This window comes from Sorangium sp. So ce281, assembly GCF_051527395.1.
Taxonomy (GTDB): domain Bacteria; phylum Myxococcota_A; class Polyangia; order Polyangiales; family Polyangiaceae; genus Sorangium; species Sorangium cellulosum_B.
The window spans coordinates 2419901-2445622 of the sequence record NZ_CP150322.1 but is presented as its reverse complement, the minus strand read 5'-3'; the positions used below and the strand labels follow the sequence as shown (position 1 = coordinate 2445622).

27 protein-coding genes are annotated in these 25722 nt (G+C 70.6%); 22 read left to right on the top strand and 5 right to left on the bottom strand.

Features of this window, described 5'->3' with window-relative positions:
- Positions 1-310: 310 nt before the first annotated feature.
- From WMF27_RS09370 to WMF27_RS09330, 9 genes are all read left to right on the top strand, one after another.
- Positions 311-703: a hypothetical protein gene (locus WMF27_RS09370; protein ID WP_437769266.1), complete on the top strand. Its 393-nt coding sequence runs from the start codon at positions 311-313 to the stop codon at positions 701-703.
- Positions 704-852: 149 nt separating this feature from the next.
- Positions 853-1407 (top strand): hypothetical protein, encoded by a 555-nt coding sequence (locus WMF27_RS09365; protein WP_437769267.1) that lies wholly within the window; start codon positions 853-855, stop codon positions 1405-1407.
- 124 nt (positions 1408-1531) lie between these two features.
- Positions 1532-2584, top strand: coding sequence for an NAD(P)H-dependent flavin oxidoreductase (locus WMF27_RS09360; RefSeq protein ID WP_437769268.1), 1053 nt, complete (start codon positions 1532-1534; stop codon positions 2582-2584).
- A gap of 266 nt (positions 2585-2850) precedes the next feature.
- Positions 2851-3108, top strand: a complete 258-nt coding sequence (locus tag WMF27_RS09355; protein ID WP_437769269.1) for a hypothetical protein — start codon at positions 2851-2853, stop codon at positions 3106-3108.
- Positions 3105-3407 (top strand): hypothetical protein, encoded by a 303-nt coding sequence (locus tag WMF27_RS09350; RefSeq protein ID WP_437769270.1) that lies wholly within the window; start codon positions 3105-3107, stop codon positions 3405-3407. Before WMF27_RS09355 ends, WMF27_RS09350 begins: the two co-directional genes overlap by 4 nt.
- Positions 3408-3460: 53 nt before the next feature.
- On the top strand, positions 3461-3748 hold the full coding sequence (locus WMF27_RS09345) for a hypothetical protein (RefSeq protein WP_437944068.1): 288 nt from the start codon (positions 3461-3463) through the stop codon (positions 3746-3748).
- Positions 3749-3820: 72 nt separating this feature from the next.
- Complete coding sequence (locus WMF27_RS09340; protein WP_061616646.1) at positions 3821-4057, top strand: DUF433 domain-containing protein; 237 nt, start codon at positions 3821-3823, stop codon at positions 4055-4057.
- Positions 4057-4293: a DUF5615 family PIN-like protein gene (locus WMF27_RS09335; RefSeq protein ID WP_437769271.1), complete on the top strand. Its 237-nt coding sequence runs from the start codon at positions 4057-4059 to the stop codon at positions 4291-4293. The genes WMF27_RS09340 and WMF27_RS09335 overlap by 1 nt, the downstream gene beginning before the upstream one ends.
- Positions 4294-4412: 119 nt before the next feature.
- Positions 4413-4547: a hypothetical protein gene (locus WMF27_RS09330; protein ID WP_437769272.1), complete on the top strand. Its 135-nt coding sequence runs from the start codon at positions 4413-4415 to the stop codon at positions 4545-4547.
- Here WMF27_RS09330 and WMF27_RS09325 read toward each other — a convergent pair.
- Positions 4541-4894, bottom strand: a complete 354-nt coding sequence (locus tag WMF27_RS09325; RefSeq protein WP_437769273.1) for a hypothetical protein — start codon at positions 4892-4894, stop codon at positions 4541-4543. The two genes, WMF27_RS09330 and WMF27_RS09325, sit on opposite strands and share 7 nt — an antisense overlap.
- A gap of 662 nt (positions 4895-5556) precedes the next feature.
- On the opposite strand from WMF27_RS09325, the gene WMF27_RS09320 reads away from it, so the two are divergent.
- From WMF27_RS09320 to WMF27_RS09280, 9 genes are all read left to right on the top strand, one after another.
- Positions 5557-6486, top strand: coding sequence for a hypothetical protein (locus WMF27_RS09320; protein ID WP_437769274.1), 930 nt, complete (start codon positions 5557-5559; stop codon positions 6484-6486).
- A gap of 271 nt (positions 6487-6757) precedes the next feature.
- On the top strand, positions 6758-7663 hold the full coding sequence (locus tag WMF27_RS09315) for an ATP-grasp domain-containing protein (RefSeq protein ID WP_437769275.1): 906 nt from the start codon (positions 6758-6760) through the stop codon (positions 7661-7663).
- A 150-nt stretch (positions 7664-7813) separates the two neighbouring features.
- Positions 7814-8347 (top strand): 2'-5' RNA ligase family protein, encoded by a 534-nt coding sequence (locus WMF27_RS09310; RefSeq protein ID WP_437769276.1) that lies wholly within the window; start codon positions 7814-7816, stop codon positions 8345-8347.
- A 159-nt stretch (positions 8348-8506) separates the two neighbouring features.
- Complete coding sequence (locus tag WMF27_RS09305) at positions 8507-10303, top strand: protein kinase domain-containing protein (RefSeq protein WP_437944067.1); 1797 nt, start codon at positions 8507-8509, stop codon at positions 10301-10303.
- A 73-nt stretch (positions 10304-10376) separates the two neighbouring features.
- The gene (locus tag WMF27_RS09300; RefSeq protein ID WP_437769278.1) at positions 10377-11444 is read left to right on the top strand and encodes a tetratricopeptide repeat protein; all 1068 of its coding nucleotides are present in this window, start codon (positions 10377-10379) and stop codon (positions 11442-11444) included.
- Positions 11441-12589 (top strand): hypothetical protein, encoded by a 1149-nt coding sequence (locus tag WMF27_RS09295; protein WP_437769279.1) that lies wholly within the window; start codon positions 11441-11443, stop codon positions 12587-12589. Before WMF27_RS09300 ends, WMF27_RS09295 begins: the two co-directional genes overlap by 4 nt.
- Before the next feature lie 269 nt (positions 12590-12858).
- Positions 12859-13779, top strand: coding sequence for a LysR family transcriptional regulator (locus WMF27_RS09290; RefSeq protein WP_437769280.1), 921 nt, complete (start codon positions 12859-12861; stop codon positions 13777-13779).
- A 153-nt stretch (positions 13780-13932) separates the two neighbouring features.
- Entirely contained in the window at positions 13933-15027 is a 1095-nt protein-coding gene (locus tag WMF27_RS09285; protein WP_437769281.1) for a 2Fe-2S iron-sulfur cluster-binding protein, read from the top strand.
- Positions 15028-15059: 32 nt separating this feature from the next.
- Complete coding sequence (locus tag WMF27_RS09280; protein WP_437769282.1) at positions 15060-15962, top strand: sterol desaturase family protein; 903 nt, start codon at positions 15060-15062, stop codon at positions 15960-15962.
- Positions 15963-16017: 55 nt separating this feature from the next.
- Here WMF27_RS09280 and WMF27_RS09275 read toward each other — a convergent pair whose 3' ends face one another.
- A complete protein-coding gene (locus tag WMF27_RS09275) occupies positions 16018-16272 on the bottom strand; it encodes a hypothetical protein (protein WP_437769283.1) in 255 nt (84 codons plus the stop codon).
- Between the two features lie 49 nt (positions 16273-16321).
- Between WMF27_RS09275 and WMF27_RS09270 the strand changes: the two genes are divergently transcribed.
- The 3 genes from WMF27_RS09270 to WMF27_RS09260 all read left to right on the top strand — a co-directional run bounded on the left by WMF27_RS09270 (position 16322) and on the right by WMF27_RS09260 (position 18210).
- A complete protein-coding gene (locus WMF27_RS09270) occupies positions 16322-17044 on the top strand; it encodes a hypothetical protein (protein ID WP_437769284.1) in 723 nt (240 codons plus the stop codon).
- Between the two features lie 63 nt (positions 17045-17107).
- A complete protein-coding gene (locus WMF27_RS09265; RefSeq protein ID WP_437769285.1) occupies positions 17108-17572 on the top strand; it encodes a hypothetical protein in 465 nt (154 codons plus the stop codon).
- 20 nt (positions 17573-17592) lie between these two features.
- On the top strand, positions 17593-18210 hold the full coding sequence (locus WMF27_RS09260; protein ID WP_437551409.1) for a hypothetical protein: 618 nt from the start codon (positions 17593-17595) through the stop codon (positions 18208-18210).
- Between the two features lie 21 nt (positions 18211-18231).
- On the opposite strand, the gene WMF27_RS09255 is transcribed toward WMF27_RS09260, so the two are convergent.
- Complete coding sequence (locus WMF27_RS09255; RefSeq protein ID WP_437769286.1) at positions 18232-21594, bottom strand: HEAT repeat domain-containing protein; 3363 nt, start codon at positions 21592-21594, stop codon at positions 18232-18234.
- A gap of 487 nt (positions 21595-22081) precedes the next feature.
- Entirely contained in the window at positions 22082-23746 is a 1665-nt protein-coding gene (locus tag WMF27_RS09250) for a glycoside hydrolase family 30 protein (RefSeq protein WP_437769287.1), read from the bottom strand.
- 304 nt (positions 23747-24050) lie between these two features.
- On the opposite strand from WMF27_RS09250, the gene WMF27_RS09245 reads away from it, so the two are divergent.
- Positions 24051-24836: a hypothetical protein gene (locus WMF27_RS09245; protein WP_437769288.1), complete on the top strand. Its 786-nt coding sequence runs from the start codon at positions 24051-24053 to the stop codon at positions 24834-24836.
- A gap of 47 nt (positions 24837-24883) precedes the next feature.
- Here WMF27_RS09245 and WMF27_RS09240 read toward each other — a convergent pair whose 3' ends face one another.
- Entirely contained in the window at positions 24884-25705 is an 822-nt protein-coding gene (locus WMF27_RS09240; protein ID WP_437769289.1) for a metallophosphoesterase, read from the bottom strand.
- Between the last annotated feature and the right edge of the window lie 17 nt (positions 25706-25722).

The window sequence follows — 25722 nt, the reverse complement described above, 5'->3', positions numbered from 1 at the left end:
GTCTCGGCCTGCGGCGGCGGACTCGACCACGGCGCCGCCGGTCGTCGAGCCGCCGGCTGCCGGCGCCGCCCCGCCCGCGCCGCTCGCGCAGCCTGCGGGCGAGGCGGGGGGCGTACCATCTCAGCCTCCGTCCGGCGTGAGGAGCATGCCAGAGGCGGGGTACCCGCCGCCCGGGTACGCCCCGCCGCCCGACGGTTGGCGCGCTGGCCCACGGCAGCCCGGGAATCACGGCCCGGGCACGAAGCGCACGTCGCGGCGCGTCTGGTATGGCTGGAAGCACGTCATCGTGCTCGGCGGGAGTCTCCTGCTCGTGCCCGTCGCCATCGGCGCCGAGACCCCGGAGCTCCTCGTGGTGAGCCTCAGCGGCATGATGGTCGGCGGCCCGATCATCCACGGCGGTCACGACAATGCCGGCAAGGCCCTGGCCAGCCTCGGCATCAACATCGGGGGCACGCTCGTCGGCGGCCTGATCGGAGCGGAGACCGCCGGCAAGGCCGATGAAGGTGACTGGTACGATCCTTCGGTCACTGGCGCGATCCTCGGCGGCAGCCTCGGCCTGCTCGCGGCCAACATCGTCGATATCGCCGTCCTCCCGTACGAGGAAAGCGAACCGGAGAGCCATCGTTCCACCCGTCTCCGGCTCGAGCCCCAGATCGGCTTCGCGCCCGGCAGCCTCACCTTCGGCCTCGGCGGCACCTTCTGAGTCGCGAGCCGCTCGGGCTGTGGGGCCAGGGTCGAGAGGGTACCCTGGGCAACGGGGAAGTCCCCAGCGACCCATCGTCTCCCATGGGAGGATCGCCCGCGCAAAGCCATTCCGACCTGGTACGTTGCGCGGCAGGAGGCTGAGTCGATATGTTGTTCGGGGATCGACTGGATTTTGCCATCGAAGCGGACGTGGAGCCCAACCTGGAGCCCCCGAGCGCAGTGTGGGGGCGCATGTGCGTCTGGTGCCGCGGGGCGGCCCTCGGAGACCTCGGGGAGTCGCACTGTGCGCTGTACCCGGCTTACCTCTCCTTCCGATGGCTGCCCTCCAACCTCGACCGCCTGTGGTCCGAGAAGCTGGCCGGGTTGGACGACATGGCTGCCTGGAACTTCCTCGACGAGCTATTGTATGGCCCCCCTGGAGACGTCGAAGTGCCCGATACCCGAACAGACGAGGAGCGCCGCCGGGACTGGACGTTCTGGAGCGCCCACGATTTCCTGACCAACTGGGGCGAGCAGTTCGGTGGGTGCAAAGCATTCATCCTCTGTCCGCCCGGCGGCTCGGTTCGCATCCTCTCTCGCGAGCTACCCGGGCACATGGGCTGCGGCGTGGAGGTGTCGCGGGCCGGGCTCGTTGCAGCCGCCGAGGGGTTCGCCCGCTGGTTCGAGCAACAGGCGCGGCGTCTGGAAGGCGGTCGGGTCTAATGCGTGCCGATGCGGCCCAGCAAGGGCTTGCTGACCGACGCGTGAGCGCGCTACGCAACCCCACGCGCGGCACAACCCCCGCCGTTGGGTGGACTCTGCCTCGGCCGTGGATCTGGAGATTCTCATGACGACGCTGCAGGAGCTCCTTGGGATCGATCTTCCAATCATCCAGGCCCCCATGGCCGGCGTGCAGGGCAGCGCGCTCGCGGTCGCGGTCTCCAACGCTGGTGGGCTCGGCTCGCTGCCCGGCGCCGTGCTGGGGCCGGACGCCCTGCGCAAGGAGCTGGCAGCCATCCGAGCGCAGACGACGAAGCCGTTCAACGTGAACTTCTTCTGTCACACGCGGCCCGAGCCCGATGCCGAGCGAGACGCGATCTGGCGAGCCCGGCTCTCGCCGTACTTCGCCGAGCTCGGCGTCGATGCAAGCGCCATCCCGACCGGCCCCGGTCGATTGCCCTTCAGCGATGAGGCCGCTGATGTGCTCGACGAGCTCAGGCCTGCTGTGGTGAGCTTTCACTTCGGTCTGCCCTCGGAGGCCTTGCTTTCGCGGGTGCGCCGCTGGGGCGCGAAGATCCTGTCCTCTGCGACGACGGTCGACGAGGCGCGCTGGCTGGAGGCGCGCGGCGTCGACGCGGTCATTGCCCAGGGCATCGAGGCGGGCGGTCATCGCGGCAGCTTCCTGTCCGACGATCTCAGCGTCCAGCGCGGCACCTTCGCGCTGGTGCCGCAGATCGTGGACGCCGTGAAGATCCCCGTCATCGCCGCGGGTGGCATCGCGGACGCGAGGGGTGTCGCAGCCGCCATGGCGCTCGGAGCGGCCGGCGTACAGATCGGGACGGCCTACCTGCTGTGCCCCGAGGCCACCACGAGCAGGGTGCATCGCGCGGCCCTCGGGAGCGCCGCCGCCAGCATCACAGCGCTCACCAATGTATTCACCGGGCGCCCCGCTCGGAGCATCGTGAACCGCATGATGAGAGAGCTGGGGCCGATGAACGGCGCCGTGCCAGCTTTTCCGTTGGCGGCGTCGGCCATCACCCCCCTGCGCGCCAGGGCCGAAAGCCAGGGCAGCGGCGACTTTTCGCCGTTGTGGGCGGGGCAAAACGTCAGCGGGTGCAAGGAAGTGCCAGCGGGCGATCTCACGCGACAACTCGCGGGTGCACTCCCAGGTACACGCTGACGCCGCCCAGCCTGCCGATGGATCCGACGGGCGACTGCGGCGCCCGCGGCTCATCAGCGGACAGTCGGGTCAAAGGCTCCTGTTCGTGTATCCTGCAGCGACCATGTGCTGCACCTTCTCCCCCGCGAGGCTCTCCAGCACCCTCCTCTATGCCGGCGATGCGCAGTGGAACGGCCTTTACGTCCACGTCCTCGCCTACCAGAACACGGCGTCGACCTCCGGCCCGAACGCCATGATCCTGCCGATCCCTGCCGGGCAGCTATGCGGTGGTGCTCGCCGAGTCGCCGCGCGCGGTGCTCTCCGTCCTCGGGCAGGTCCCGGAGCCGAAGCGGCCTGCGCTCAACGACCGCATGCTTCAGGCGTTCGAGGCCTACTACCCCGGCTGGCCGGTGGCGGTCTGTTGCTGGAACGGCGACCTCCAGCCCGAGCCGCTCCTGTGGTGGTACGAGCCCACGATGAGGCGGGTGCGCACCGGCCGCTCTTGCCCGCGAGCGTGCACGGCACGTGGCTGCAATCCCGGATGATCAACGGCGACTTCTGGTCGCGGCGCGACCAGCTCGGCGGGCCGGCGCTGCGTTGCGTGCCGGGCGACAGGGCGGGCGCGCCGATCGCGCTGAACGGCTGGGAGGGACCTCCACCGCCCTGGCTGCCGCCGGAGCCCATGGCGCCAAACTGGAATCCGCCGCCGCCCCGCCCGCCCATGCCGCCGCCTCCCGACGGAAAGAGGTACTGCTCGAACTGTGAGTTCTTGCTCGATGCCTCGGCGAAGCTCTGCACCATGTGCGGAACGTGGATGGATGTCGAGGGAGCAGCCCAGCGCTGAGCTCGACGGCTGCGGGCGTCCGGCCCCGCACGCTTCGAGGATAGGATGGTGGGATGATGCGTGTGATCGTCGCCGGCGCTGTGGCATGGACCAATGTGGAGGCGATCCGGCGCGAGCTGGCGAAGCTTCCGGTGGGGGCGACCGTGATCCACGGCGACTCGCCGGGCGCTAACGCGTACCTCGCGCAGCAGTACGCGGGAGAGTTGCTCATGCGCCTCCGCCCACCGTGCTCCCGTTTGCCCCCAGACCTGCTTCGCAGCGTTTTGCTGGCCGCAAGGAATGCCGCTGGCCGGTCGCAGCGAGCCGCGCCGCGCGGGTCTCTCGCGCCAGCAGAGGCGTAGCGGCCAGACTCCGCCGGGTGTCGGGAGCGGAAACTGCTGAAGACGAGCCGAAAATGCGGTAGAGTTCACGTCATGAACCACCGCGATCGGATTGTGCGAGATCCTCTCGTCTGCGGGGGGGAGCCAGTCATCAAGGGCACACGGGTCACGCTCCGCACGCTGCTTGCCAGCCTGTCGGACGGCGACTCGATCGAGGACATCCTCAGCGACTACCCGACCCTGACCGCGGACGACGTGCGCGCAGTGATCGCGTTCGCCGCCGATTCCGTCCGGGAAGATCTGCCAGCGCCCAAGGTCGTCGGGTTCTGATGCGCATCAAGCTGGACGAGAATCTGCCGACTTCCCTCGTCGACGCGCTCGTGCAGCTCGGCCATGATGCGGACTCAGTGCAGCAAGAGGGGCTTCAGGGGTCCCCCGACTCCGGCGTATGGGCGGCGGCTCAGGTGGACAAGCCGTTTTCTGATCACGCAGGATCTCGATTTCTCGGAGGTGCGGCGGTTCGCCCCTGGAACGCACTGCGGGGTCCTGCTCGTCCGCCTCGCTGATCCAGGCCGGCGCACACTCAAGGCCTGCTGACATGCGCGCCCTTGCGACTCCCGTCGACTCGCTGACGGAACCGCCGCCGAGTTGAACATCGCGCGGTCATTGCCCGATCCACACCTTCGTGACGACCTGCGCGGGGCCGCCCGCGCACGCCGAGCTGCTCCGTCAGCAGGGCCAGAGCGCGGGCGGCGCCCGCGGCGATCTCGAAGCGCTCGCCGAACCGGCGCTCACCCGCGCGCTGGCGACCGCTCACTGAGCCTTGTCGAGCCTCAGCCATACGTAGGTCGGATAGCCCTCGGCGGTGCAGGTCTGGCTGGAGATGTTGAACTTGACCTTCCGTCCCGCGAGAAACGCCGACAGGAGCGTCCTGTCCATGAGCTGCCGTTCCGCCGCCGGGATCGTCGAGTGCGGGTCGAGATAACCGGTATTCGCGCAGCTCGCCGGGTTCTCCGTGGTGGCGGTGTAGACCCGATATCCGATCCCCGGCACCGTGTCGAGGTTATCGATCACGGTGTAGACGGGGTTCCAGTAGCCCGCGAAGGCGCCGGAGGTGATCGCAAGAGCAGCCGCACCCACAAGACCCATGATGTGAAAGCGCTTCATGATGATAGTCTCCTCGATTCTTGATATGAAAGACGGTCGATCTCAAGGACCCCTGAGAGGTCGGACGGATGACCGGCTGAGCGCCGACACGTGATCTCCCGACGCTTGGCCCCCCTGATTGCCAGAGGTGCCGGCGCCCCGAGGATCCGTGACTCCTGCAAGGCTCGGCGCATCGCTGTCATCGTACGCACGCCGCCGCTCAGTCGTTCGGGGGTGATTGCACGCCCTGTGCCACGTTCAGGGATAGCCCCACTTCGCGGTCCGCCGCGCCCCGCGCGCCGGTCATGGGGTCTCTCGACGTGACATGCGGCCCGAATTCGCGTGATATGTCACGGTTCTCGGCGTGACATGTCACGGTTCCCGGCGTGACATGTCACGGTTCCCGGCGTGACATTCCACGTGGGGGCGCTCGAGGCGACGGCGCCGGCCCGAGGTGTAGCCATAGGATTCCTGCGTTTTTGGAGCTGTCGCGTCGAACCACGGCGCGACCACGCCCGGCACGCGAATTGCTGGTTGTGCCAATCGCCGGCGAGACGCATGCGGCGCCGTCGACGCTGACGCATCGGCGGCAGCACGTCGCACGCGCAGGTCTTGACAGCGTCTCGTCGGCGAGGCAGTCGCGACTTGCGTCCTTCCTCTTGAGACAACCGAAAGGAGCCATCGTGAAGTACCCCATACTGGCCGCCTGCGCCTTGCTGATGACCAGCGCCTGCAGCGGTGAAATCGAGCCGAAAGAAGACCCCACCGGAGAGACGCACGACCAGTTCCGCACCTGGTGGCTCGGGATCGACCACAACGACCTCACGGAAGAAGCGCTCACTTTCCTTTCGGAGGATGTCGCGGACGAGGTCGGCGACCACAACGAGGACACCGACAGCGGATATCCGGAGTACAAGAGCAGGTACCACGTCGACAACTGCCGGATCCCGGACGCCTTCGACAGCATACGTGAGCGATATGCGGACGTCGTGTCCCTCCTCAACCCGGCGAGCCTTTCAAGATACGACGCGAAGCAGGTGTTCGGGACCATCCTGCACACCGTGCAGGACTTTTACGCGCACAGCAACTGGATGGAAGCGGATCAAACGACGCTCTTCGACCAGAACCGCTTCCGGTTTCCGTACGCCGAGCCCGGGAGAATGCTCGGCGGCATGATGGTCCTGACCAACGCGCTGCCCTCGTCGTATACGATCGATCTGCCGGACGGTTCGCGGGTTCCGATCGTGACGGTGGCCGGCTCCACGTCGACCAAGAAGGGGCTCATCACGGGCACCTACGAGGACAACGAAGATTCTTCAATCTGTCCGCCCGAGGCTTCCATCGAGCACGGCGACACCCTCTTTCAGGGCGATTACGACGAGTTCCTGTCGAAGGATGATCCCGACAGCCCGCACCACGACGAAGCCGCCAGCTTCGCCAGGTGGCAGACCAAGGAGGAGTTTTGCCGGCTTGCCCGGCTGGTGCTGCTCCGATACGGCAATCCCGGCCTCGACACCCTGCTCGACGTCTTCGAGGCCAGCAGATCCGGTTATGAAGCGGCGTGCCCCAACGACCGTAGCCTGGTCTCCTCCGTCATCACGTCGACGATTTGAGCTTCACGGGCTCTCCGTCGCGCTCACTCCATCCTCCCGCGGGCCGGGCCCAGTGATCCACGAGGTCGCCGGTGGGGAGAAATGGTCGGCGAAGCCGCAGGGGCCAGGAAATCCAGACGCCAGGCCAGAGCCAAGCTCCTCGTAGCGGCCGTCCCACCGCACAGCCACGTGTTCGGCTCGCCGCCGGTCCACTCGAAGTCCCACATCGCGGGGTCATCGCCCGATCCACACCGTCGTGACGACCTTCGCGCCATCGGGTAGAGTCGGCGAAATGCTCCCTGCCCCGCTCGTCCTGTTCCCGAGCAACCCGCTGCACCCGACCACGCCGGACAGCGCCTTCGAGGAGGAAGCCCGGCACGCCGCCAGCGCAGGCTTCGACATCGGCCTCATCGACCTCGAGGTGTTCCTCGGCGGCGACGTGAAGCTCCGCCGGGTGCCGGAAGGCCCGGGCGAGGTGATCTACCGCGGTTGGCTCCTGGGCCTCGACGCTTATCGATGCATGAGCGAGGTCGTCGCCGCGCGTGGCCGGCGGCTGATCACGGAGCCGGCGGCGTACCAGCACTGCTATCACCTTCCCGAGTGGTACGAGGCGATCGGCGGCGCCGAGCACACAGCGCGGTCGATCTGGATCCCGGGCTCCACGTTCGACCTCGACGCGGTCGTCGTCAAAGTGCGAGAGGCGTTCGGATCGGGCTCCGTGATCCTCAAGGACTATGTGAAGTCCCGCAAGCACGAGTGGTTCGACGCGTGCTTCATCCCGGCGGCGGACGACGAGGCCAACGTGCGGCGCGTCGTGGGCAACTTCCTCCGCCTCCAGGACGACCACGTCGTCGGCGGGCTCGTCTTCCGCGAGTTCGTCGAGCTGCGACGCATCGGGCTGCACCCGAAGAGCAGGCTGCCGCTGGTGAACGAGCATCGCTTCTTCGTGCTCGACGGCCGGCCGTTCTACGCGGCACCGTACTGGGCCGACGGTGACTATCCGGGTGAGCCGCCGAGCGCCGACGTCCTCGCGCCCGTGCTCGGCCACGTGCGCAGTCGTTTCTACGCGGCCGACGTCGCCGAGAAGGAAGGGGGCGGCTGGATGCTGGTGGAGCTGAACGACGGCGGGTCGGCGGGCATCCCCGAGGGCGGGGCCGCGGACGCGTTCTACCGGAGCCTGCGCGCGGCGCTCGGCTGAGGAGCGGCTCGTTGCTCGATCCGAACCATCCGCCGCGAGCCGCCACCCAGCGCACGCCCTGAGCGGGCCGTACGCCGGAGGGGGCGCTCACGCGAGCTCCGGCGCGCGGCGGCTTGCCCGCGAGGCGCGGCGGCGCAAAGGGTGCCGGCCATGGCGCAAGAGACAGCGTTCGCCCTGTGGCTCATCCCCGGCGGAGCGCCGGCCGCGCGGCTCGAGGAGCTCATCGAGGCGCTCGCCCGGGAGACCGGCGGCCTACCGTTCGCGCCTCACCTCACCCTGCTCGGCGGGCTGCGCGGCGACGGCGGCGCGCTGGCCGCGAGGCTCGGCAGACTGCGCGGCGACGGCGGCGCGCTCCGCCCCGTCGCGCTCGAGGCGCGGGGACCCGCCACCGGCGGCACACGCCACCAGTGCGTGTTCCTCGACGTGACGCCGTCCGAGCCGCTCGCGGCGCTGCGCCGCGCGGCCGAGGCGGCGCTCGGCGCGAGCGAGGCCCCCTTTCGCCCGCACGTGAGCCTCGTGTACGGCGAGCTGCCGGCCGCGCGCCGAAAGGAGCTCGCGGCGGATCCTCGGGTGCTTGCGCTCGCGCACGAGGTGTGGCGGGCCGACCGGATCGAGCTGTGGACCGTGGAGGGGCAGACCGAGCGCTGGCGCTGCGTCGAGGGCGTCGCGCTGGAACGCCGGTGAGATCGCGCCGGCGCGGGTGTCATGCCTGCCCACCACGTGCCCCGACGCACGGCCCCACCGCAGGGGAAGCGTCGACGAGGGTTTTCCGCCCTGCGCGCAGATCGCGGCGCGCCGAGGTATGTGATCTCGTGGATCTCGGCTAGCCTAGGGCCCATGGCGATGGCTCCCGTTGCTGTGGGCGACGTTCTCGCGAGCAAGTACCGCGTGGAGCAGATCGTTGGCGCCGGTGCGATGGGCACGATCGTCGCTGCGTGGCACCTGGAGCTGGAGCAGCGGGTCGCGATGAAGTTCCTGCACTCGCTGCGGTCGGACGGCGGCGACCCGGCGGAGCGGTTCCGGCGCGAGGCGCGCGCGCTGGCCAGGATCAAGAGCGAGCACGTGGCGCGCGTCCTGGATGTCGGCTCGCTGGAGGGCGGGATGCCCTACATGGTGATGGAGTTCCTGGAGGGGAACGACCTCGCCCACGAGATACGGACGCGCGGTCCGCTGCCCGTGATGGAGGCCGTCGGGTACATGCTCCAGGCCCTCGACGCGATGGCCGAGGCGCACGCCACGGGGATCGTGCACCGCGATCTCAAGCCGGCCAACCTGTTCCTCTCGCTCCGGCCCGACGGCGACCGGGTCATCAAGGTCCTCGATTTCGGTATCTCGAAGTCGCTGCTCGGCATATCGCGCGACCAGGTCGCGCTGACCCAGACAGCGTCGCTCCTCGGGTCGCCGCTCTACATGTCTCCCGAGCAGGTGCGCTCCGCGAAGGATGTGGATACGCGCGCGGATATCTGGTCTCTCGGCGTGATCCTGTACGAGATGCTGACCGGGCGGACTCCGTACGACGGCGACTCCGTCGCTCAGCTCTTCCACGCGCTGCTCTACGAGAACGCGGCCCCGGTCGCCCAGCTGCGCCCCGACGTCCCGCGCGAGCTGGACGCCGTGGTGATGCATTGCCTCGCCAAGGAGCGCGAGCAGCGGTGGGCGAACGTCGGCGATCTGGCGGCCGCGCTGCTCCCGTTCGGCCCCGCCACGGGCCACATGCACGTCGACCGGGCGCGCCGCATGCTCGGCAGCTCCTCGGACATCGCGCGGCCGTCGCTCCTCCAGGCCGGCGTGCCGAGCGGGGGCGCCCAGGGCACCGGATCGCGCCCGTCCATACCGCACGGGGGCCCGGCCTTCGCGCCGGCCTCGCCGTCGTCGCCGTCCTTCGCGCCGGGCACGCCGTCCTTCGTGCCGGGCACGCCGTCCTTCGTGCCGGGCACGCCGTCCTTCGCGCCGGGCACGCCGCCCTTCGCGCCGGGCACGCCGCCCTTCGTGCCGCCCTCGCCGACCGCGCCCAACGCGGAGACGGGGCCCACGGTCAACTCGTGGAGCAACTCGGGCCATCCGGTGCGAACGGCCCGCAACGGGGCCCGCGTCGCCCTGGCCATCGCCGCCGGCGCCTTGCTGGCAGGGGCCTCGCTCGGCGCCCTGTTCTTCCTGCGCTCCGGGCTCGCCACCGACCCGGGACAGCCCCCCGCAGCCGCGGCGGCGCCCCCCGCCGAGGCCACGGCGGCGCCCCCCGCCGAGGCCGCGGCGGCGCCCCCCGCAGCCGCGGCGGCGCCCCCCGCAGCCGCGGCGGCGCCCCCCGCCGAGGCCACGGCGGCGCCCCCCGCCGAGGCCGCGGCGGCGCCCCCCGCCGAGGCGACGGCGAAGGGCGACGCGCGCGAGGCTCCCGGCGCCACCGGCGGCGCGCCGGAGGTGGCCGGCGGTTCGCCGGCCTCGACCGCGCCGGCGGCCTCCTCCAGCGCGCCCGCGCCGCCGCCGGCGGCGTCCTCCGGCCCGGCGGCGCCGCTCGCCGCGCAGCCGGGCGCGCCTCGGGCGACCGCCACGGCCCGGCCCGTCGGGCGCGCGCAGCCCGACGCGGGGGCGCGCCCGGAGCCGACGCGGGGCAATTCGATCAGCGACTTCGGCGGGCGGCGCTGAGCGTGGCGCTCGCGTCGATCCGGCGACGGCCCCGAGGCTCGTCGTGGCCAGCTTGGAGGAGAACACGGGACGTATGAGGCGTACGAAACGTCGTCAGCGAAGCATCGCACACTGCGTCGGCCTGGGTCTGTGCGCGGCGTTGTTCGCCGGGGGGCTCCCCGCGCGGGCGGAGCCGAGCGCCGCCGACAAGGCGACGGCGGAGGCGCTCTTCGACGCGGCGCTCGACCTGATGAAGCAGGGGCGCAGCGCGGAGGCGTGCCCGAGGCTGGAGCAGAGCCAGCGCATCGATCCGGGCATCGGCACGCTCCTCTACCTGGCCGAGTGTTACGAGAACACCGGCCGCACGGCGAGCGCCTGGGCCACGTTCCGGCAGGCCATGTCGGAGTCGCAGGCCGCGGGGCAAGCCGACCGCGCCCGCAAGGCGCAGGCGAGGGCGGCCCGGCTGGAGCCGGGCCTGTCGAAGCTGAGCATCGGCGTCGCGGCGGAGAACCTCGCGATCGAGGGCTTCAAGGTGCGCTCCGCCGGAAGGGCGGTCGATCCTGCGGTCTTCGGCGTCGCGATCCCCGTGGATCCGGGCGAGATCGCGATCGAGGCGAGCGCCCCGGGCCACGAGACCTGGACGGCGACCGTGAAGCTCGGGGGCGACAAGAAGGGCCCTGCGAGCGTCGATGTCCCGGCGCTCAAGCGGCTCGAGGGGCCGCCGCCTGCGCCCCCCGCGCCGCCGCCCGCCCAAGGGACAGGCCCCGCTCCGGCGCGCGGCGCCCCTGCGCCGGCGCCGGCGCCCGCGGCGTCCGGGGGCAACACGGCGCACTTGATCGGCCTCGTCGTGGGCGGCGCGGGCGTCGTGGGGCTCGGCGTCGGGACGTTCTTCGGCGTGAAGGCCATCTCGAAGAACAGCGACGCGGAGGGCTACTGCAAGGGCGGCAGCACGTGCGAGGACGAGCGCGGCGTCACGCTGACCGAGGAGGCCAAGAGCGCCGCGACCGTGTCGAACGTGGCGTTCGGGCTCGGGGCGGCGGCGGCGATCGGCGGCGCCGTCCTCGTGTTCGTCGTCGCGCCGAGGCAGGCCCCGCCCGTCCAGGTGGGGGCGTTCGTGGACGCGCGCAACGTCGGGTTGCGCGTGGGAGGTACGTTCGAATGAGACGCATGACAGGGCTCCTGTCGCTCGCCCTGCTCGCCCCGCTCTCGAGCCTCGCGTGGCTCGGCTGCCAGGCCATCGCCGGCATCGAGGACCGCACCTTCGACCCGGGCAGCACGGAGACGGGGGGCGGGCAGGCGCCCGTGAGCGAGCAATGCGCGTCGTACTGCGCCGACGTGATGGCGAACTGCACGGGAGAGCACCAGGTCTACGCCACGCTGGCGACCTGCCAGGGCGTGTGCGCGCTGCTCCCGGCGGGCGATCCCCTGGAGCCCGTGGACAACACGGTCGCCTGCCGCGCCCGCCAGGCGGAGCTGGCGGGCGCCACCGGCGAGGTGGGGGTGCACTGCCCGGCGGCCGGCCCGGGCGGAGACGGCGAGTGCGGGAGCAACTGCGAGAGCTACTGCGCGCTGCGGGCCGCGGCGTGCACGCTCGAGGTCGCCACCGAGGAGGAGTGCGTCGCCATGTGCGCGGGGCTCAAGGACGTGGATACGTTCGACGTCATCGAGAACCACGACGGCGACACGCTGCAGTGCCGCCTCGTGCACGTGAGCTCCGCGACGGTGGACCCCGAGGAGCACTGCCCGCACGCGAGCCTGACGCCGGTGCAGCCCTGCGGCGATCCGGAGGGGACGGCGCCGAGCTGCGAGGACTTCTGCCAGGTGGCCATGACGTCGTGCACGGGCGATCTGGCCGTCTACGAGTCGAGAGCGCAGTGCCTCGCGGTCTGCGCGGCGCTCCCTCCCGGCGCGACGGAGGACCGGGTCGAGAACACCGTGGGCTGCCGCAAGTACCACGCTTACAGCGCCATGCTGGCGCCGACGACCCACTGCCCGCATACGGGGCCGGGCGGAGACGGCCATTGCGGGGTCGAGGAGCCGGGCTCGGGCGTGACGGGCAACTGCGTGTCGTACTGCACGCTGTTCGAGGCGGCCTGCAAGGAGGCCCTCGGCGAGGCGTACGAGGGCTGGGGCGCGGCGTGTCAGGGCGAGTGCAGCACGATGACGGGAGCCGCCCACGATTCCCGCTACTCCGTGGCGACCGCCGAGGGCGGCGACATGGTCTCTTGCCGGCTGCTCCACGTGAGCCGCGCGTTCGAGGACCCGGACGAGTGCCTCGCGCTGGCCGACGGGACCGCCTGCCAGTAACGACCCGCGGTGGCCCCACCGCGCTCTGGAGGGCGTGTCGGCGGTTCCGGAGATGGGCCGGGCCGCGCGATACGCCCTTGACGACGCCAACGGACATGCTCTGAGCGAAGGGGGCGCCCTCGGGCGCTACGCCGGCAACGCGTTGAGATGCCGCGTCGAGCTCGCCGTAGCGCCGCGCGCGGAGGGCTCCTTCTCCGCGCGGAGTCGGCGCCGGCCTACCCCGCCGTGGAGGTCGGCGACGCCTGTCGGGGCAGCGCTACCCTCCCCGCATGAACGCACCGCCGCTGCCTCGCCTGCGCGCCGTGGACCTGAACCTGCTCACCGTGCTGGACGCCGTGCTCAACGAGCGCAACGTGACGCGGGCGGCCGAGCGCCTCGGCATGACCCAGCCGGCCGTGAGCAGCGCGTTGAACCGGCTGCGCCTCCTGTTCAACGACGATCTCATCGTGCGCCGCGGCAAGGAGATGGCCCCGACGCCGCGCGCCCTCGCGCTCGCCGGCCCGATCCGCAAGGCGCTCGACCTGATCCAGGCATCACTCGCCCACACCGGCGCCTTCGATTGCACGGCGAGCCGTACCTTCAGGCTGGGGATCAGCGACATCGGAGAGGCCCTCCTCTTGCCTCGTTTTCTGCAGTGGCTCGAGCAGCTCGGCGCCCGCGTCCGGCTCGATTTCTGTCGCGAGCCCGGGACCTCGCTGCAAAACGAGATGCGGCTCGGCAAGATCGAGCTCGTCCTGGATCACATCGCCATCCCGGGCGAGGAGTTCCGGCGAACGCGCGTGCTCGACCTCGAGTTCGTCACGCTGGTGCGCCAGGATCATCCGACCGTGGGCCCCTCGCTGACCCTCGACGAGTACATGGCGCTCGAGCACGTGATCATCGAGCCGCGCGAGGGCCAGACCAACCTGGCAGAGCAAATCCAGGCCGCCGTTGGGCGAGCCCGGTGCGTGCGGGTGCAGGTCCCCCGCTATCTCTCGATGCCGTTCATCGTCTCGCAGTCGAACCTCGTCTGCACGTTGCCGCTCCCCCTGGCGCGGCTGTTCGAGCAGCACTTCCCCGTGCGGGTGGTGAGCTGTCCGCTCCCCATCCAGCCGATCCCGCTGTTCATGATGTGGCATGCCTGTCAGGACGGCGACCCGGCCCACGCGTGGCTCCGGCGATCCCTCATCGAGCTCTGCAGCCGCGTCTGAGGCGCCTCATGCGGGCGGGCTCGGCCGGCAAGAGGCGGGCGGCCATGGATTCCGCGGAATATTCACGCCGGCAATCTGCCTCATACCATCTGCTGATTGGGCTTTTCGGTGGCCGCCTCCATGAAGCCACGTGCAACAGGGAGCCATGACATCGTGAAAGCCATCTCATTCGGCGGCCGGACGAGGGGTCGAGCCGGGACCCTCCAGCTCCTGGGCAGCGATCGCTCGGCCCGTATCGAGGCAGGAGAAACGCTGCTCAGCGCAGCCGTGCGCGGGAACATCCCGCTTCCACACATGTGCGGCGTGGGCGAGTGCGGCACGTGCAAGTGCCGCCTCATCAAGGGGCATATCCGCCTCAAGAGCGATATCTCGCGCCACGTCGCGCCCGAGGAGATCTCTGCCGGCTTCGTGCTCGCCTGCCAGAGCCTGGCCGTGTCGGAGGACGTGGCGGTCGAGGTCCCGGGGGTGGGCCGCCGGCGCGCGACGGATCGAGCGCCGGCGCAGATCGACGCGAGCGTCGCGCGCGTGACGCGGCTCGCGCCCAGCGTCCTCGCGCTCGAGGTCGACCTCGCCTCGGACGTCCGCTACGTGGCCGGGCAGTATGCGCAGCTCACGGTCCCCGGCGTTCCCGGGCTCGGCGAGCCGCGCTGTTACTCGTTCGCCGAGGCGCCGGGTCGGGCCTCGCCGCGCAGGGCGCTCTTTCATATCCGCCACGTGCCGGGCGGCGCCTTCACCGGTTGGCTCTTCGGGGCCGATCGCACGGGCGCGCGCCTCTGCTTCTCGGGGCCCCACGGCAGCTTCCGCTATCACGAGGCCGATCGGCCGCTCCTCTGCGTGGCAGGAGGCACGGGGCTCTCTCCGATCAAGGCGATCCTGGAGCAGGGGCTCTCGGATGGGCTCGCCCGCGACGTGACGCTGGTCGTCGGCGCGCGCACCCGGCAGGATCTCTATGCGCTCGACGCCATCGCGTCGATCGAGGAGCGATGGCGAGGTCGATTCGTCTTCATCCCCGTGCTCTCGCACGAGCCCGAAGGCTCGAGCTGGACAGGGCGTAAGGGGCACGTCACCGACCACCTGCGTGAGGTCGCCGCGGGCCACGCCGATTGCGCGGCTTACGTGTGCGGGCCGCCCGGGATGATCGACGCCGTGCTCGACGTGCTGCGCGGCGAGATCCCGCGGATGCACTTGCATCACGACAGATTCCTGGACCGCGGCTCGGTGGCTCACGCCGCCGCTGCGGTCGCCTGAGCCAGGCCACGACGCTCGAAAGGAGAGCCCTCATGCTCCACGGTACGGTGTTCGTCCTCGTCTTCCTCGCGCTCTTTGCCGCCCTCGAGCTCGCGCTCGGCCTGTATCGGCGCACAGGCGTGCTCACCATGCGGGAGCTCGGCGCGAGCCTCGTGTCCGTCGGCGCCTACCTCGTGATCCGCGGCGCGTCCTTCGTCGCCGTGACCTGGGCGCTCGGGGCGCTCTGGCCCGCCTCCGAGGGCGCGCTCGCCGGCGTGAGCTCCTGGCTGGTGTTCCCGATCTACGTGCTCCTCGATGAATACGGGATCTACTGGGTACACCGCAAGAGCCATGAGCTGCCCTGGCTCTGGCGGATCCACAAGCCGCACCACGTGCCGCGCAACATGAACATCGCGGTCACGTACCGGGAGAACTGGAGTTGGCATGTCCTGTTGCCGGGCACGTGGATGGCCCCGCTCGTCGTCTGGCTCGGCCACCCTGGCGTCTATATCGTGGGATTGGCCTTCAGGACGATGATCGTGCTGGCGGAGCACAGCGATCTCCGCTGGGACCTGCACCTCCAGCGGAGCCGCTCCACGCGCCCTGTCATGCGGATCCTCGAGCGCATCGTCTCGCTGCCCGACACGCACCATGTGCACCACGGGGTCGGCCGCTTCGGCAATGCCACGAAGAACTATGGCGCCGCCCTCATTTGCTTCGATTGGATCCACGGCACGCTCATGATCCCGCACGCGCGCCAGGAGGGCTTCGGGCTCCCCGAGGGCGCTCCGGTCGAGCCCTGGGCCGAGCAGCTCTTCTGGCCGTTCGTACGCTCGACGAAGCACGAGAGGGCGGATCGCCGCCGCCCGATCGAACCGGCGCCACCGATGGCCGACCTCGCCATGGCGGAGGCGGTGATTTACACCGCCGATGGCCGCGCTGTCGTCGTGAGGTGAGCCCTGCCAGGGGCTCGCCCCCGCGCGCCGCCTCACGGCCGCGCGCCGCGCCCCCTCACGGCGGCATGATGAACGACGCCGGCCCCGCCACGGCGGGGGACGGGTCCTTCCGGTAGCGCTCCAGCAGCTCGCGCCGCTCCGCCGTCCAGCCGTTCTTCGGCGACGCCGCCTGCACGAGCGCCTCCAGCGCGAGCCTGCGCAGCCGCGGATCGGGGCTCGCCCGGAGCTCCTGCTCGAGCTCGCCGAGCCGCGACGAAGAGGGGCGCAGATCCAGGAGAAGCCTGACACGTGGGTCGGGAGGGGGATCCATGGACGCCCTCCGATAGTCCCAATAGGATGCCGGCGCCAAGGAGGACAGCATGCAGCGAGGGATGCGTCGAGCGCTCGCGGTCGTGTTGATGGGAGGGATGCTTGCCGGACTGGCGCCAGGATGCACCATCCACCTCCGACCGTCCGATCGAAACGAGGCAGAGGACGAGGCGGCAGAAAACAACGAGGCGGAGCACCCTGACGAGCACGGCGATCCCGGCGAGGGCTCGGAGACCGATGACGTCGACGACGAGACGTCGTCCCCGGAGGAGCAGGCCTACGAGGACCTGCTGAACGTCGAGCCCCAAGAGCTCGCCCTCAAGACGATGGCGACCTCCTACGCGGCGGTGATGGTCGCGAGCCTCGTCGAATCCCAGGTGCTCGATCCAGCGGCCGTGGATGAAGGGGCGATCGCATCGCTGACCGAGCAGTACGCACTGACCGGTTGGGACGCGGCGCGCACCTGGATGGAGACGCCGGAGGCGGTCACGCTGGCCGCGAACGACGGGATCTACCCTAACTTCGCGTGCTTCGATGAGCCGTATTCGTGCCCCCAGACCACCGAGTGTCCGTTGAGCAACGGCGAGCAGGCATTCTGCATGGTGACATATTGCGATAAAGGCGCATGCCCCTGGTGCCCGTGGGGGCTCGGAAACCTCGTCTTCAAGTCCGTGTGTGCTTACGGCTGCCTTAATCACGGCAACCATGTCGCTGGAGCATTCATCCTGGTTTCGCACTTTGGGCCCGGCAAAAAGCACTGCACCTACTGGTAAGCGAGAAACAACGAAGACCACCTCAAAGAAAAAAAAAAAGAAGAGAAAGACACACTAACACTTATGAGCGGCGAGGATAGAGAGAACACCGAGGACACGGCCGACGCCATCAACGCCACTTATTGGATATGGGCCTTCGCCTCACCGCGCATCTACAGGACGTTCAGCCGCGTACCTCCTCGCGAGCACATCCTGCGCATGCTGGACCTCTACATTTCCTACGTGAAGAAGGGCGGCCACCACACGGCGTCGCAGTTTCAACCCGTACACTACGAGCGCCGCCTGCCGCTCGCGATGCGACTGCGCGAGCTCTTCGAGCGCTGGACGCAGCCTGATTTGGCCCAGGAGATGGTGGACATTTCCCGGGCTCTCATCGAACATGAAGGAATCAAGCCGCCCGCGTGCGGGTGGGATGCACACGAAGACCCGGAGGCAGACGGGATCAAGTACGAGGACTCGCTTCTCTGGCCGGAGGGTGTGCCGGCCATCCTCAAAGGCCAGTGGCCGCCGAAGCAATTTAAGCGTTGATTCAGATCCGGGAGCCCCTCATGCCGACCGCGTACTCGATGAACATCGCCGGCGCCGCCGCGCTCTCCGCTGCCCTCTCCGTGCTCGCGGGAGGGTGCAGAGCCCCTGGCGACAGCTCGCCGGCCGCGGCTGAGCCGCCCGAATCGCGCAGCGCGAACGGCGCGGGAGAGGCGACGGGCAGCCGAGGCGGAGAGACCGTTCAAGGAGGAGCGGCAGGAGCGCCCGCGCGTGTCGACCCCGCGCCCGCGCAGCTCCAGGCCATGATGGACCGCACACGCAAGCACGCCACGGTGACCGCGGGGTTCGCCAACACGATGGCTGCCTTCGCTGCGCCCCGGGTCATCGCCAGGGCGAAGAGCCTTCCGAGCCGTGAAGAAGTGCTCCGGTGCATCGATGCCTATCTCGAGGTGATCGCGGAGACGAAGCAATCCCCCCGAGCGGAGGGGAATCAAGCCACGATCAACGCCGAACCCTACGCCCTCAAGCTCCGTGATCTCGTCGCCGCCTGGACGCCCGCCACGACCGTGCCAGCCGCGATCCAGCAAAATGCGCGCGATGTGCTCGGTGCGCTCGGCATACCCGAACCCCCCGAGGGATGGGACCTATTCGAGGGGGACGCCGCCTCGAGCTCGCCGTAGCGCCGCCCGCCGCTCCCCGCCTCACGGCGGCATGACGAACGACGCCGGCCCCGCCACGGCCGGGGACGGGTCCTTCCGGTAGCGCTCTGCCAGCAGCTCACGCCGCTCCGCGGTCCAGCCGTTCTTCGGCGACGCCGCCTGCACGAGCGCCTCCAGCGCGAGCCGGCGCAGCCGCGGATCGGGGCTCGCCCGGAGCTCCTGCTCGAGCTGCGACGGGTGGACGCAGCCGTGCACCGCGGCCATCGCCGCGACCATCGCGTCGTGGTGCAAGAGGTCCCGCCGGCCGAGCTCGACGAGCGCCTGTCCGAGCGCCTTCCAGGGAAGGAGGCGCGCCGCGAGCCCCAGGTACTGGGGCACGGCCAGGGCGTCCTCCTTGAGCGCGGCGAGCAGCCCCTCCCCGACGGCGACGTGGTGCTTCGCGGCGTACGAGCCGAGCCGCGCCGAGAGCGCGGGCAGGAACGCCACGAGGTGCCGGCGCCTCGGCGAGAGCTCCGCGAGCCGCTGGACGACGATCGCGACCTCCCCCGGCTGCATCCTGGCGAGCGCCGCGGACAGCGCCTCCGCCGCCTCCTCGGGCGCAGGCGCGGCCATGTGCTCGAGCAGCCGGCGGAAGAGCGACCGCGCCTCGTCCCGGAGCGGCAGGTACGCGCCGCGCCGGAGCAGGTCGAGCCGCGCCTCCGGCTCGGCCCGCCCGAGGATCGCCGCGAGCAGGCCCACCACGCGCCGCTCGGCCTCGGTCGACAGCCTGCCGAGCGGGATGTCCGCGAGCTTCGACGCCACGAGCCAGTCGGGATCCCGGACCGCGCGGCCGAAGACGTCCCACGTCTCGGGCTTGTCCAGGTGGTCCCAGAGCGCCCGGAGCAGCGCGATCCGCACGTCGCGGTGCGTCTTCGGGGCGTCCAGCCGGAGCAGGTCCCGGTAGGCGTCGTCGCCGCCCAGCTCGCCGAGCAGGCGCACGACCTCCTTGGCCACGGTCACCTTCGTTGTCGGCACCGCCCGGAGCTCGGCGAGCACCCGCTCCCGGGACATCTCGGAGAAGGCCTTCCGGAGCGCGTAGATCGCCCAGCGCGCGCGATCGTCGCCCAGGCACTCGATCAGGACGGGGACGCCCTGGCCGGCGTCGAGCCACGGCAGGCCCCGGATGGCCATCTCGCGCAGGGGCGGCCTCGGATCCGAGGCGAACGGGGTGATCGCCGACGCGTCGACGTACGCGAGCCGGACCAGCGCGGAGATCGCGAACCGCAGCGTGGGGACATCGCACGTCTCGTCGCCGAGCAGCGCGCGGAGGCCGGCGGCGTACTTCTCCTGCTGCCTCGCCGTCCAGCGGCCGTGGCCCCCGCCGAAGTCGAGCACCCAGCGCGTCTTGCCCGTCGCGAACCTGCCGGTCATGGGCTGCGCCCGGTCGAGCAGGGGGTCCAGGAGATCCTGGCGCTTCTGGCTCACGTGCCGCGCGACGGCGCCGATCAGCACGAAGCTCCTGTCCTCGCCCAGCAGCGCGGGCACGAGCCGCGCGAACCGCGGCCTGTCGTGGGCGCGCAGGAGGCCGAGCGCGCCCGCCGCGACGCCGACGAACGGGAGCTCGCGGGACAGCCGCTCGAGCGCCTCGAGCAGCGGCGTGACCACCTCGAGGCGGATGCCGAGGCTCTGCGCGAGCGAGAGCACCGCCCCTGCCCGCTCGCCGGTGCACCAGGCGCCCGCGAGCTGCGCGAGCGCCGGGCTGAGCCGCTCGGCCTCCGCGCGGGTCAGCTCCTCCCCGAGGCCCTCCGTCGAGACCGAGCCGCGCACCGCGAGGATCTTCGTGAGCCAGCGCGCCCCCCACGCCCCGTCGACGCGGAACAGGCGGACCACGAGCCGCTCCACGGCCGAGGCCGTGGCGTGGGACAGGTCCGCGGCGTCGAGCGCGTCCTGCGCCACGGCGCCCGCGGCCTCCAGGTGCTCCTGCGCGAACCGGCCGAGGGGCAGCGCGGCGAGGGCGCCGATCATCGCCCGCCGCACCGGATCCTGCTCGAACTTGCGGGCGCGCACGTTCGCGAGGGCGTCCGCGAGCGCGCCCCGGTCGTGCAGGACGCTCCCGACGAGCAGCGCCTGTGCCTTCGCCCGCTCGTCGCCCTCCGGGTGCCCGAGGAGCGGCGCGAGCGCCTCCTTCGCCTCGGCGAAGGACAGGAGGCGCGCGTAGCTCATCCGCCGGTCCGGCTTCGAGACGAGCGACGGGCAGCTCGAGAGGTGCCGCCTCGCCTCGCGCTCGCGCAGGTCGCGGGGCAGCGCGTCGAGCACCTCGGGCGCGATCGTGCCGTCGGTGGCCTGCGCCGCGCACGACCAGCGCGCGAAGGCCCGCTCCCGGAGCGCCTGCTCCTTGGCCGACTCGGCCTTCACGTAGCGGAACAGGAAGGCGCCGTAGCCCCCGGCCCCTCCGAGCAGGAAGGCCCGCAGGACCGCCTTCTGGTCGTCGGGGCCGAGCCGCAGGAACCACCGCGGGCCCAGCTTGCCGTCGCTCAGCGCGCCCCAGGCGTGGCGGATGAGGTAATCGAGGCGCTCGGCGCCGAGCGCGCGCGCGCCCTTGTCGAAGCGCACCACACCGAAGACGCCGGGCGGCGGCGCGGGTCGTCCGCTCTCGTGGCGCGCCTTGAGGAGGTCGAACGTGGCGGCCGGGCGCGATCGGGCCAGGAGGTGCAGGGAGCCGGCGAGCAACGAGGGCTCCTCGCCGCGCTCGAAGAGGGCCTGGATCAGCGGCAGCGCCGCGTCGGGCGCGCGCCGGGCGAGCGGGACGAGCAGCGGCGCGAGGCGGTAGCGCAGGCGAACGTCGAGGGACTTGGAGCGGGCGATCGCCTCCCCGAACCAGCGCGCCGCGGCCGCGGGGTGCCTCATGCCGAGCCGATCGAGGCAGCTCGGGCCGCCCGCCTCGTCGATGGCGCGCCGGTGCGCCGACACGAGCGCCTCGGAGCCGAACGGGAGCAGATCCACGATCAGGGGATCGCGCCCCGCCTGCATGCGCGCGCCGAGGAACGCGTCCACGGCGGCCTGGCGCTTCCGCCGCGCGAGCTGGGCGACGGTGCGCCGGAGGGTGCGCCGCTCGAGGAGGGCGCCGAGCGCCGCGAGCGCCTGCGCGTCGTCGCAGAAGCGGGCGACCATGCGGCTTGCGCGCCGCCGCACGGAGCGGGACGGGTCGGAGACGGCCGCGACGACGCGCGCGCCGTCGCCCGAGCCGTAGACGCTCATGAGCGCGAGGAGCCGCTCGTAGGGCTGCGCGCTGCTCCAGAGCGCGCCGAGGAGCGCGCTTGCGCCGGCGTCGCCGCGCGCGGCGGCGCGGCCCAGCTCCACCACGCGTCGGACGCGGTCGTGGTGGGCCAGCGGCTCGATGTCGGCGAGGAAGGAAGCGGCGTCCATGGAGGGCGATCATAACGCCCCGGGGCCGGAGGCTCGCAAGGCCGAGCGCGGCGACGCTCCGGAGCGTCGAGCCCCTCCGGCCAGAGGTTCATCTCTCCCGGGAGGCTGTCGACACCCTCCGGCCAGAGGTTCATCTCTCCCGGGAGCCTGTCGACACCCTCCGGCCAGAGGTTCATCTCTCCCGGGAGGCTGTCGAGACCCTCCGGTTTGCGTTTCATCTCTCCCGGGAGGCTGTCGACACCCTCCGGTTTGCGTTTCATCTCTCCCGGGAGGCTGTCGACACCCTCCGGTTTGCGTTTCATCGGTAGTGCTGTCATTTGAACATGAAGGCGGTAAGGCGGGAAGAAAATCTCAATGATCTTCCCGCCTTACCGCCTTCATATGAACCCTCTCTGGGCAAATGACAGCACCACCGCTTCATCTCTCCCGGGAGGCTGTCGACAGGTCCGGGCCGCGATAGGTCGACCCGGGTCGGGTCGCGCGCGCCTCACTTCCAGTTGACGGTGGCCCAGCCGCGGGCAGGAACGCTGAACTGGAGCTTCTTGCCGGCCACGCCGAGGGTGGTCGTCTTCGCGGAGCTGCCGGAGTTGTAGATGACCGTGACGATGCTGCCGTCCGGGTTCTTGAACGCCAGCGCGTCGCCGCCGGTCGTGTTGACGCGCATCGCTCCGGGATCGACGTACTGCGAGACGTGGCGGAAGACGTGGTAGGCAGGGGTCAGTACCAGCTCCTTCGTGTCGGCTTTCACGTTGAGGAGCGCGTTCTGGGGCCACGGCCGCTGCGAGTCGATGTTCTTCCCCACCGGGTCCAGCACCATGTTCCAGGCGTTGTACGAGTTCACCCCCGCCTTGATCCAGTCGCGGATGAGCCCCCAGCTCTCCTGCCCGTAGGCGTGATCGTTCGCCGCCGTGTCCGGGTTGAACGTCGGCACGCCCGGAGGGTTCCAGTTGTAGTTGCCGCACTGGTGCTCCGTTTGCACGATCGGCAGGTTGCGCGATTTCAAGCCGTTCACGCTGCCCCGCATGTTCCACTGCAGCCCGAAGCCCTTGACGTACTTCATCGCGGTGGCATCGCCGGTCACGGCGCTGAGGATCCCCGGGTCCGCCGCGTCGTTGGACATCGTGCCGAGGAAGATCTGCGCCTTGATCCCGCGCTCTTCGAACAGCGGCCCCAGGTGGGTGCCGATGAACTTGGCCATGAGCTGCCCCGTCCAGGCGCAGCTCGGATACCTCGTCTCGTAGGTCGGCTCGTTCTGGGGGTGGACCGCCTCGATGGTCATGCCCTCCGCGGCGTACGCCTCCACGAACCTCGCGAAGTACAGGGCATGTGCCTTCAGGGTGTTCGCGTCGTCCTTCATCTTGCCACCATCGAAGGCGCCGTTGCTCTTCATCCAGGTGGGGGGCGTCCAGGGGCTGGCCCAGAGGTGGAGGCCGGGCCTCACGGCGAGCGCCGCCTTGATGAACGGGATCAATTTCTCCTTGTCCCGCGCGATGGAGAAGCTCTCCATCGTGAAATCATCCTTCTTCTCGTTGAGGCTATAGCGGTCCATCGCATAGTCGCTGGCCCCCATGGGGATGCGCCCGTAGGCGAACCCTGCGCCCTCGTTCTTGTCGAAGAGAAGCCTGATGGCTCGCTGCCGCTCAGCCTCGCTGAGCATCGACAGCATGTTCCAGCCCATCTCGTTGAAGGAGCCGCCGAAGCCATCCCATCGCTGCTGCGTTGCCGCCTCGTCGACGGTCACGTCGGCATTGCCGCTCGTCACTTCCGTCGGCGTCCCGATCTTCCAGTACTCGTTCGCGCCCGAGGTGATCAACGTGGGCTCGACCACGTCGGGCTCACCACCGCCGGTACCGGGAGACGAGCCGCCGCCGCCTTCTCCGCCCGGATCGCCGCCCGCACCGTCCGAACCGGTCGAGCCGCCCGTCCCCGCGCCGCTGCCTGCCGTCCCGCTCCCGCTCGCGTTTCCGCTCCCGCTCCCGCTCGCGTTTCCACTCCCGCTCCCGCTCGCGTTTCCGCTCCCGCTCCCGCTGCTGCCCGCACCCGCACCCGGGCCGCCCGAGCTCTCGGGTTCTTCCGGGCCGCTCGAAGAACCACACCCCACCAGGAGAAACGCGAGCAATATGCCGGCGGTCGAACCGCGTGCCCTGTTCATCACAAAAATCCTCCATCCCAGGGGTGCAACCCCTTGGCGGTGCCTGCAGCAGGCGTCAGAAAGTGGCCGTCCTATATGCCCAGAAGGCCCCACGGTGATCGGGCGGGCGGGATAAAAGGCAGCAAGCTCCACGTCGATGACCCGGCGCACGCGCGCGCCATGCGCTCGCGTCACGCCTCCCGTGCCGAAGGTCCGCGTCGACGTCGCGGATGGCACGGCGGCACGCCTTCCAGATCGTGCACAGCAGATCCAACCCGGCCGTACGATTGCTGGGTTTCGATGCGCGTGTTAGCGTCGGCCCCCGATGCGAACCGCGGTTTTCGCCCTCGCCCTCCTGGCCGGCTGCGGGGGCGCATCCGGGGCGGCGCCCGGCGCGGCCCTCTCCCCCTCCTACGCGACGAGCCTGGGCTCCACGTCGGCGAGCATGCCCAGCAGGCTGCCCGCGCCCGCGTTGCCCAGCCGGGCTTCGGTCCAAACCGATCTGGTCGTCCGCCCCGACGTGCTCGTCCTCGGCTTCGCGCTCCAGGAGACCGACGCCGATCCACAGCGCGCCCTCACCGCGGCGAAGGCTTCGGTGGAGGACCTGGAGCGGCAGTTCAAGGAGGCGACCGGCGGCGCATCCACGGTGAGGATGCTGGGCGCGTCGTTCACCACGGTCTTCACCGAGAAGGCGGAGAGCGAGGGCGACGCCGTATCGGCCGCTGTCGACGGCGTGATCGAGGTGCGCCTCGCCCCCGAGCTCGACTTCTGGGCGAGGAGCCGGCTGGCCGCAGCCGTGGCGCAGGTCAGGCGCGAGGTGAGCGCCGCGGTGCAGGCGGCGAAGGACGGGCGGCGCGGGGCCACCTTCGGGCAGCCTCGGGCCGAGGTGAAGGAGCCGGAGGGGCACCGCGCGCAGCTGACCGAGCAATGGCTCCGGAGGGCGCGATCGTTCGCGGAGGCGGCGCAGGCGGCGTCGGCGCCGCTCCTGCTGGTGGACTGCGCGCCGCCGGGGGCCATCGAGCAGCGGCCCATCTCGCTGCTGGAGGTGGGGCTCTCGCTGTCGGTCGCGTGCCGCCTGAACGCGCTCTCCGCAGAGCCGAAGCGCGACTGACGGCCTCCGGGCGGCTCACCCCCGGCCATCCGTCGTCGGGCAGGACATCACCCGGCGATCAGCCGGTACACGGGGAGCTCTGGCCGACATGTGAACCGCACAGGAAGGACGCTTGTGCCGACACCGCGGCTCACGTACACCCTTCCATGGGCCGTGTCGTACATACCCGAACGAAATCGGCCCGATCCAGGCGGAACCCACACCGCCGTTCCGAGCGCTCGGATCTGTCCTCCATGCGTATGCCCCGCGAGGCCCAGATCGAAGCGCGGCGCGCCGGGAGGGAGCGTCTCGAAGACGCCGGGCGCGTGCGTGAGAAAGAGCCGAACCGGAGCGGACGGCACGTTCGCCAGGGCGGCTCGCAGATCGGCGTTCCCGCTGCAGAAATCGTCCGTCGCGACGATGGAGACGCCGCGCTTCAGCAGCACCGACTCGTTCCCGAGGAGCCTGGCTCCGGCGCGCGCGTACACCTCGCTCAGCCTTTGCAAGGGGACGTGCCCCCAGTGTTCCCAGTTGCCGACGGTGGCGAGGACCTCACGCCCCGGCGCGGCGAGGCTGCGGCAGAACTCCTCCAGCACGCCGAGCGCGCCCTCGCCCTCGATCGCGTCGCCGGTCAGCACGACGAGATCGGGCGCCAGCCCGCGGATGGCGTCGATGGCCTTCTCGTGGACGCTGCCCAGCGCGCGCAGGTGGATGTCAGAGAGGTGAGCTATCCGAAACCCCTGAAGCGCGGCCGGGAGCCGGGGGATGGGGACATCGTGCTCGGCGACATCGAGCCAGGAAGGTTCGATGGCGATCCCGTCGAAGGCGGCAATCCCTGCAGCGCAGCAACTGGCGTGGAGGAAGGCTCGGCGGGTGACCGGTCGGACCATTCCGGAACCTTAGCAAA

What these genes read in the sequence shown, in the direction of transcription:
- WMF27_RS09365 (WP_437769267.1), top strand. Translation starts at nt 853, where the DNA reads ATGTTGTTCGGGGATCGACTGGATTTTGCCATCGAAGCGGACGTGGAG.
- WMF27_RS09360 (WP_437769268.1), top strand. Translation starts at nt 1,532, where the DNA reads ATGACGACGCTGCAGGAGCTCCTTGGGATCGATCTTCCAATCATCCAG.
- WMF27_RS09350 (WP_437769270.1), top strand. Translation starts at nt 3,105, where the DNA reads ATGATCAACGGCGACTTCTGGTCGCGGCGCGACCAGCTCGGCGGGCCG.
- WMF27_RS09345 (WP_437944068.1), top strand. Translation starts at nt 3,461, where the DNA reads ATGATGCGTGTGATCGTCGCCGGCGCTGTGGCATGGACCAATGTGGAG.
- WMF27_RS09340 (WP_061616646.1), top strand. Translation starts at nt 3,821, where the DNA reads ATGAACCACCGCGATCGGATTGTGCGAGATCCTCTCGTCTGCGGGGGG.
- WMF27_RS09335 (WP_437769271.1), top strand. Translation starts at nt 4,057, where the DNA reads ATGCGCATCAAGCTGGACGAGAATCTGCCGACTTCCCTCGTCGACGCG.
- WMF27_RS09325 (WP_437769273.1), bottom strand. Translation starts at nt 4,894, where the DNA reads ATGAAGCGCTTTCACATCATGGGTCTTGTGGGTGCGGCTGCTCTTGCG.
- WMF27_RS09315 (WP_437769275.1), top strand. Translation starts at nt 6,758, where the DNA reads ATGCTCCCTGCCCCGCTCGTCCTGTTCCCGAGCAACCCGCTGCACCCG.
- WMF27_RS09310 (WP_437769276.1), top strand. Translation starts at nt 7,814, where the DNA reads ATGGCGCAAGAGACAGCGTTCGCCCTGTGGCTCATCCCCGGCGGAGCG.
- WMF27_RS09305 (WP_437944067.1), top strand. Translation starts at nt 8,507, where the DNA reads ATGGCTCCCGTTGCTGTGGGCGACGTTCTCGCGAGCAAGTACCGCGTG.
- WMF27_RS09300 (WP_437769278.1), top strand. Translation starts at nt 10,377, where the DNA reads ATGAGGCGTACGAAACGTCGTCAGCGAAGCATCGCACACTGCGTCGGC.
- WMF27_RS09295 (WP_437769279.1), top strand. Translation starts at nt 11,441, where the DNA reads ATGAGACGCATGACAGGGCTCCTGTCGCTCGCCCTGCTCGCCCCGCTC.
- WMF27_RS09290 (WP_437769280.1), top strand. Translation starts at nt 12,859, where the DNA reads ATGAACGCACCGCCGCTGCCTCGCCTGCGCGCCGTGGACCTGAACCTG.
- WMF27_RS09280 (WP_437769282.1), top strand. Translation starts at nt 15,060, where the DNA reads ATGCTCCACGGTACGGTGTTCGTCCTCGTCTTCCTCGCGCTCTTTGCC.
- WMF27_RS09275 (WP_437769283.1), bottom strand. Translation starts at nt 16,272, where the DNA reads ATGGATCCCCCTCCCGACCCACGTGTCAGGCTTCTCCTGGATCTGCGC.
- WMF27_RS09270 (WP_437769284.1), top strand. Translation starts at nt 16,322, where the DNA reads ATGCAGCGAGGGATGCGTCGAGCGCTCGCGGTCGTGTTGATGGGAGGG.
- WMF27_RS09265 (WP_437769285.1), top strand. Translation starts at nt 17,108, where the DNA reads ATGAGCGGCGAGGATAGAGAGAACACCGAGGACACGGCCGACGCCATC.
- WMF27_RS09260 (WP_437551409.1), top strand. Translation starts at nt 17,593, where the DNA reads ATGCCGACCGCGTACTCGATGAACATCGCCGGCGCCGCCGCGCTCTCC.
- WMF27_RS09255 (WP_437769286.1), bottom strand. Translation starts at nt 21,594, where the DNA reads ATGGACGCCGCTTCCTTCCTCGCCGACATCGAGCCGCTGGCCCACCAC.
- WMF27_RS09250 (WP_437769287.1), bottom strand. Translation starts at nt 23,746, where the DNA reads ATGAACAGGGCACGCGGTTCGACCGCCGGCATATTGCTCGCGTTTCTC.
- WMF27_RS09245 (WP_437769288.1), top strand. Translation starts at nt 24,051, where the DNA reads ATGCGAACCGCGGTTTTCGCCCTCGCCCTCCTGGCCGGCTGCGGGGGC.
- WMF27_RS09240 (WP_437769289.1), bottom strand. Translation starts at nt 25,705, where the DNA reads ATGGTCCGACCGGTCACCCGCCGAGCCTTCCTCCACGCCAGTTGCTGC.